The organism is Kitasatospora sp. NPDC002543, from assembly GCF_053594915.1.
The window spans coordinates 1-5027 of record NZ_JBSFWR010000199.1; the positions used below are offsets into that span (position 1 = coordinate 1).

1 protein-coding gene is annotated in these 5027 nt (G+C 78.2%); it reads left to right on the forward strand.

The window, feature by feature from the left end; translation table 11 throughout:
• Positions 1-5027 (forward strand): beta-ketoacyl synthase N-terminal-like domain-containing protein (locus tag ACWD4P_RS37825; protein WP_449782768.1); only part of this gene is annotated, 5027 nt, incomplete at both ends.

Below are 5027 nucleotides of genomic sequence, written 5' to 3' on the forward strand. Positions count from 1 at the left end.
CCAACTACGCGGCCGCCAACACCTTCCTGGACGCGCTGGCCCAGCACCGCCGGGCCCAGGGCCTGCCCGCCCACTCCCTCGCCTGGGGCCTGTGGGACGACACGGCGGGCATGGGCGCCGCGCTCTCCGCGTCCGACACGGCCCGCTGGACCCGCAGCGGCGTCACCCCGCTGGACGCGGCGCACGGCCTGCGGCTGTTCGACGCGGCCCTGGCCGCCGAGGGCGGGCTGCTGGTCCCCGCCGCGCTGAACCCCGGCCGGGCCGCCGCCGACGGCGAGCCGCCCGCGATCTGGCGGGGCCTGGTCCGCGCCACCCGCCGCTCCGCCCGGACGGCCGCCGCCGACCCCGGCGCCGGCGGTTGGGCGCGGCGTATCGCCGCCCTGCCCGACGGCGAACGGCAGGCCACCGTGCTCGACCTGGTGCGCGCCACCGCGGCCACCGCGCTCGGCCACGCCTCCGGCGAGGCCGTCGACGCCACCCAGGCGTTCAAGGAGCAGGGCTTCGACTCGCTCACCGCCGTCGAGCTGCGCAACCAGCTCGGCGCCGCCACCGGTCTGCGGCTGCCGACCGCCCTGGTCTTCGACCACCCCAACCCGGAGGCGCTGACCCGCTACCTGCTCGGCCAGGTCGGCGGGCCGGCCCCGGCCGCCGCAAAGGCCCGCCCGGCCCCGGCGGCCACCGTCGCGGGCGACGACCCGATCGTGATCGTCGGCGCCGCCTGCCGCTACCCGGGCGGGGTCGCCTCGCCCGAGGACCTGTGGCGGCTGGTCGACACCGGCACCGACGCGATCAGCGGCTTCCCCGACAACCGCGGCTGGGACCTGGAGAAGCTCTACGACCCGGACCCGGAGCACAGCGGCACCTCCTACGTGCGCACCGGCGGCTTCCTGCACGACGCCGACCTGTTCGACCGGGAGTTCTTCGGCATCTCCCCGCGCGAGGCCACCGCGATGGACCCGCAGCAGCGGCTGCTGCTGGAGACCGCCTGGGACGCCTTCGAGGACGCGGCGATCGACCCGGGCACGCTGCGCGGCAGCGCCACCGGGGTGTACGTCGGCGCGATGTACGACGACTACGCCTCCCACCTGCCCGCCGTCCCACCGGAGTTCGAGGGCTTCCTGCTGGTCGGCAACACCTCCAGCGTGGTGTCCGGCCGGCTCGCCTACGCGTACGGCCTCGAAGGCCCGGCCGTCACGGTGGACACCGCCTGCTCGTCCTCGCTGGTCGCCCTGCACCTCGCCGCGCAGGCGCTGCGCTCCGGCGAGAGCGACCTGGTGCTCGCCGGCGGCGTCACCGTGATGGCAGGGCCCGGCTCGTTCGTCGAGTTCAGCCGGCAGCGCGGGCTCGCCCCGGACGGCCGCTGCAAGTCCTTCTCGGCGCACGCCGACGGCACCGCGTGGAGCGAGGGGGTGGGCCTGGTGCTGCTGGAGCGGCTGTCCGACGCGCGCCGCCGCGGCCACCGGGTGCTCGCGGTGCTGCGCGGCTCCGCGGTCAACCAGGACGGCGCCAGCAACGGGCTGACCGCGCCCAACGGCCCGGCCCAGGAACGGGTGATCCTTCAGGCCCTCGCCAACGCCGGCCTCACCACCGCGGACGTCGACGCCGTCGAGGCGCACGGCACCGGCACCAGCCTCGGCGACCCGATCGAGGCGCGGGCGCTGGCCGCCACCTACGGCGCGGGCCGGGACGGGGCGAACCCGCTCTGGCTGGGCTCGCTGAAGTCCAACATCGGCCACGCCCAGGCCTCGGCGGGCGTCGGCGGCGTCATCAAGATGATCGAGGCGATGCGCCGCGGCACCCTCCCGCGCACCCTGCACGCGGAGGACCCGACCCCGCACGTCGACTGGGACGACAGCGCGCTCGCCCTGCTCACCGAGGCCCGGGACTGGCCGGAGACCGGCCGCCCGCGCCGCGCCGCCGTCTCCTCCTTCGGGATCAGCGGCACCAACGCCCACGTCATCATCGAGCAGCCGGAACCCGAGGCGCAGCCCGAAGCGCCGTCGGTTCCGCAGCCCGAGCCCGGACCGGCCGCCGCCGTGCCCCTGCTGCTCTCGGCCCGCTCCGAGGCCGCGCTGCGCGGCCAGGCCGGGCGGCTGCGGCACTTCCTCGCCGAGCGCCCCGGGCTCGCGCCGCGGGACGTCGCCCGTTCGCTCGTCACCGACCGGGCCCGCCACGGGCACCGGGCGGCGGTGGTCGGCGCCGACCGCGCGGAGCTGCTGACCGCCCTGGACGCGCTGGCCGCCGGGGAGGACTCGCCGGCCGTCGTCCGGGCCGGGGAGGCGGCCCGCGGCCGCACGGCGTTCCTGTTCACCGGCCAGGGCAGCCAGCGCGCCGGCATGGGGCGCGAGCTGTACGACGCCTTCCCGGTGTTCGCCGCCGCCTTCGACGAGGTCTGCTCCCACCTCGAACTCCCGCTGCGCGACGTGGTGTTCGACGGCGGGCCGGAGCTTGACCGGACCCGCCTCGCCCAGCCTGCGCTGTTCGCGGTCGAGGTCGCGCTGTTCCGCCTCGCCGAGTCCTGGGGGATCACCCCCGACGCCGTACTCGGGCACTCCGTCGGCGAGTTCGCGGCCGCCCACGTGGCGGGCGTGCTGTCGCTGGCGGACGCCTGCGCGCTGGTCGCCGCCCGGGGCCGGCTGATGGACGAACTGCCCACCGGCGGCGCGATGATGGCCGTGGAGGCGGCCGAGTCCGAGCTGGCGCTGCCCGCCGGGGTGAGCCTCGCCGCCGTCAACGGCCCGCGTGCGCTGGTGCTCTCCGGTGACGAGGACGCCGTCCTCGACCTGGCCGGCCGGCTGAAGGCCGAGGGCCGCAAGGTGAAGCGGCTCACCGTCTCGCACGCCTTCCACTCCCACCGGATGGACGCCATGCTCGACGAGTTCGCCGCGGTGGCCGGCAAGGTGACGTTCCACCCGCCGACGCTGTCGATGGTCTCCACGGTGACCGGCGAGGCCGTCGACGCGGACACCCTGGGCACGCCCGACTACTGGGTGGCCCAGGTCCGCGGCACGGTGCGCTTCGCCGACGGGGTGCGCCGGCTGGCCGCCGACGGCGTCACCGACTACCTGGAGCTCGGCCCGGACGGGGTGCTCTCCGCCCTGGTCGAGCAGAACCTCGACGTGCCCGCCGGGGCGGTGGCCCCGCTGCTCCGCGCCGGACGGCCCGAACCGCGCACCGCGGCGGCCGCCCTGGCCCTGGCCGCGCTGCGCGGCGCCCCGGTCGACTGGGCGGCCGTACTGCCCGGCGCCGGCCGGGTGCCGCTGCCCGGCTACGCCTTCCAGCGCGAGCGGCACTGGCTGACCGCCCCGGCCGTCGCCGGTGACGCGGCCGGCCTCGGGCTCGACGCCACCGGGCACCCGCTGCTCGGCGGCGCCCTGGACGTCGCGGCGGGGGAGAGCACCGTGCTGACCGGCCGGGTGTCGCTGCGCACCCACCCGTGGCTCGCCGACCACGCCGTGCTGGGCAGCGTCCTGCTGCCCGGGGCCGCCTTCGTCGACCTCGCCCTGCACGCCGCCCACCGGGCTGGCGCCACCGCGGTCGAGGACCTCACGCTCACCGCCCCGCTGGTGATCGGCGAGCAGGAGGAGGTCCGGATCCAGGTCACCGTCGGGGCCCCCGACGGGGCCGGGCGGCGCCCGCTGGCCGTCCACTCCCGCCCGCTCGGAGCCGAGGCCTGGACCGGCCACGCCACCGGCACCGCCGGCTCCCGGGAGCCGGCCGCCGCACCCGCCCGCCCGTCGGCCGGCGGCACCGCGATCGGACTGGACGGCGTCTACGAGCTGCTCGCCGACCAGGACTTCCGCTACGGCCGGGCGTTCCGCAACCTGCTCCGCCTGGACCGCCACGGGGACGAACTGGTCGCCGAGGTGGCCCTGGCCGAGGAGGACCGCGCCGAGGCCGCGCGCTTCGTCCTGCACCCCGCGCTGCTCGACGCCGCCCTGCACCCGCTGCTGCCCGGCGTCGCGGGGGTCGCCGAGCGCGCCATGGTGCCGTTCTCCTGGTCCGGAGTCAGCGTGCCGGCCCCCGGCGCCACCGCCGCCCGGGCCCGGATCACCGTCCGCCGCGCGGAGCGGGACGCCGTCCTGGTGAGCCTGTGGCTCACCGACGAGGCGGGCGCACCGGTGGCGGCCGTCGAGGAACTGCAGCTGCGCCCGATCGGCGCGGCCGACCTGCCGGCGGCCGCCCGCCGGACGGACGGGAGCGTGTTCGCCCCGGCCTGGACCCCGATCGACCTCCCCACCGCCGGGAGCGCCGCACCTGCCGGCGACTGGGCCGTGCTCGGCGGGCCCGGGCGACTGCCCGGCGCCGCGCACCACCCCGACGCCGACGCGCTGCTGCGCGCGCTGGACGACGGTGCGCCGGCGCCCTCCGCGCTGTTCCTGCCGCTGGCCGCCGACCCGGCCGACGGCGCGCCGCCGGTCCGCGCCCGGGCCGCCCTGCACCGGCTGCTCGCCACCCTGCGGGCCTGGCCGGCCGACGACCGGCTCGCCGGCACCCGGCTGGTCGCGCTCACCGACGGCGCCGTCGGCCCGGGGCCGGACGCCGACCCCGCGACGGCCGCCCTCTGGGGGCTGCTGCGCTCGGCCCAGGCCGAACAGCAGGACCGCTTCACCCTGGTCGACGCCGATGCCGCGTCCCGCACCCCCGAGCTGCTGGGCGCGGCCCTGCGCGGCGGCGAGCCGCAACTGGCCCTGCGGGACGGCCGGGCGTACGTGCCCCGGCTCGTCCCCGCCCCCGCCCCCGCCGCCGACGGCGGCGGGCGCACCGCCCCGGACTGGGGGAGCGGCACCGTCCTGATCACCGGCGGTACCGGTGCGCTGGGCGCGGTCCTGGCCCGGCACCTGGTCGTGGAGCACGGTGCGCGCCGGCTGCTGTTGGCGAGTCGGCGTGGTGCCGGGGCGCCGGGTGCGGTCGAACTGGCCCAGGAGCTGCGGGAGTCGGGTGCGCTGGTGGAGTTGGTGGCCTGTGACGCGGCCGATCGTGAGCGGCTCGCCGAGGTCCTCGCGGGGGTGCCGGCGGAGCATCCG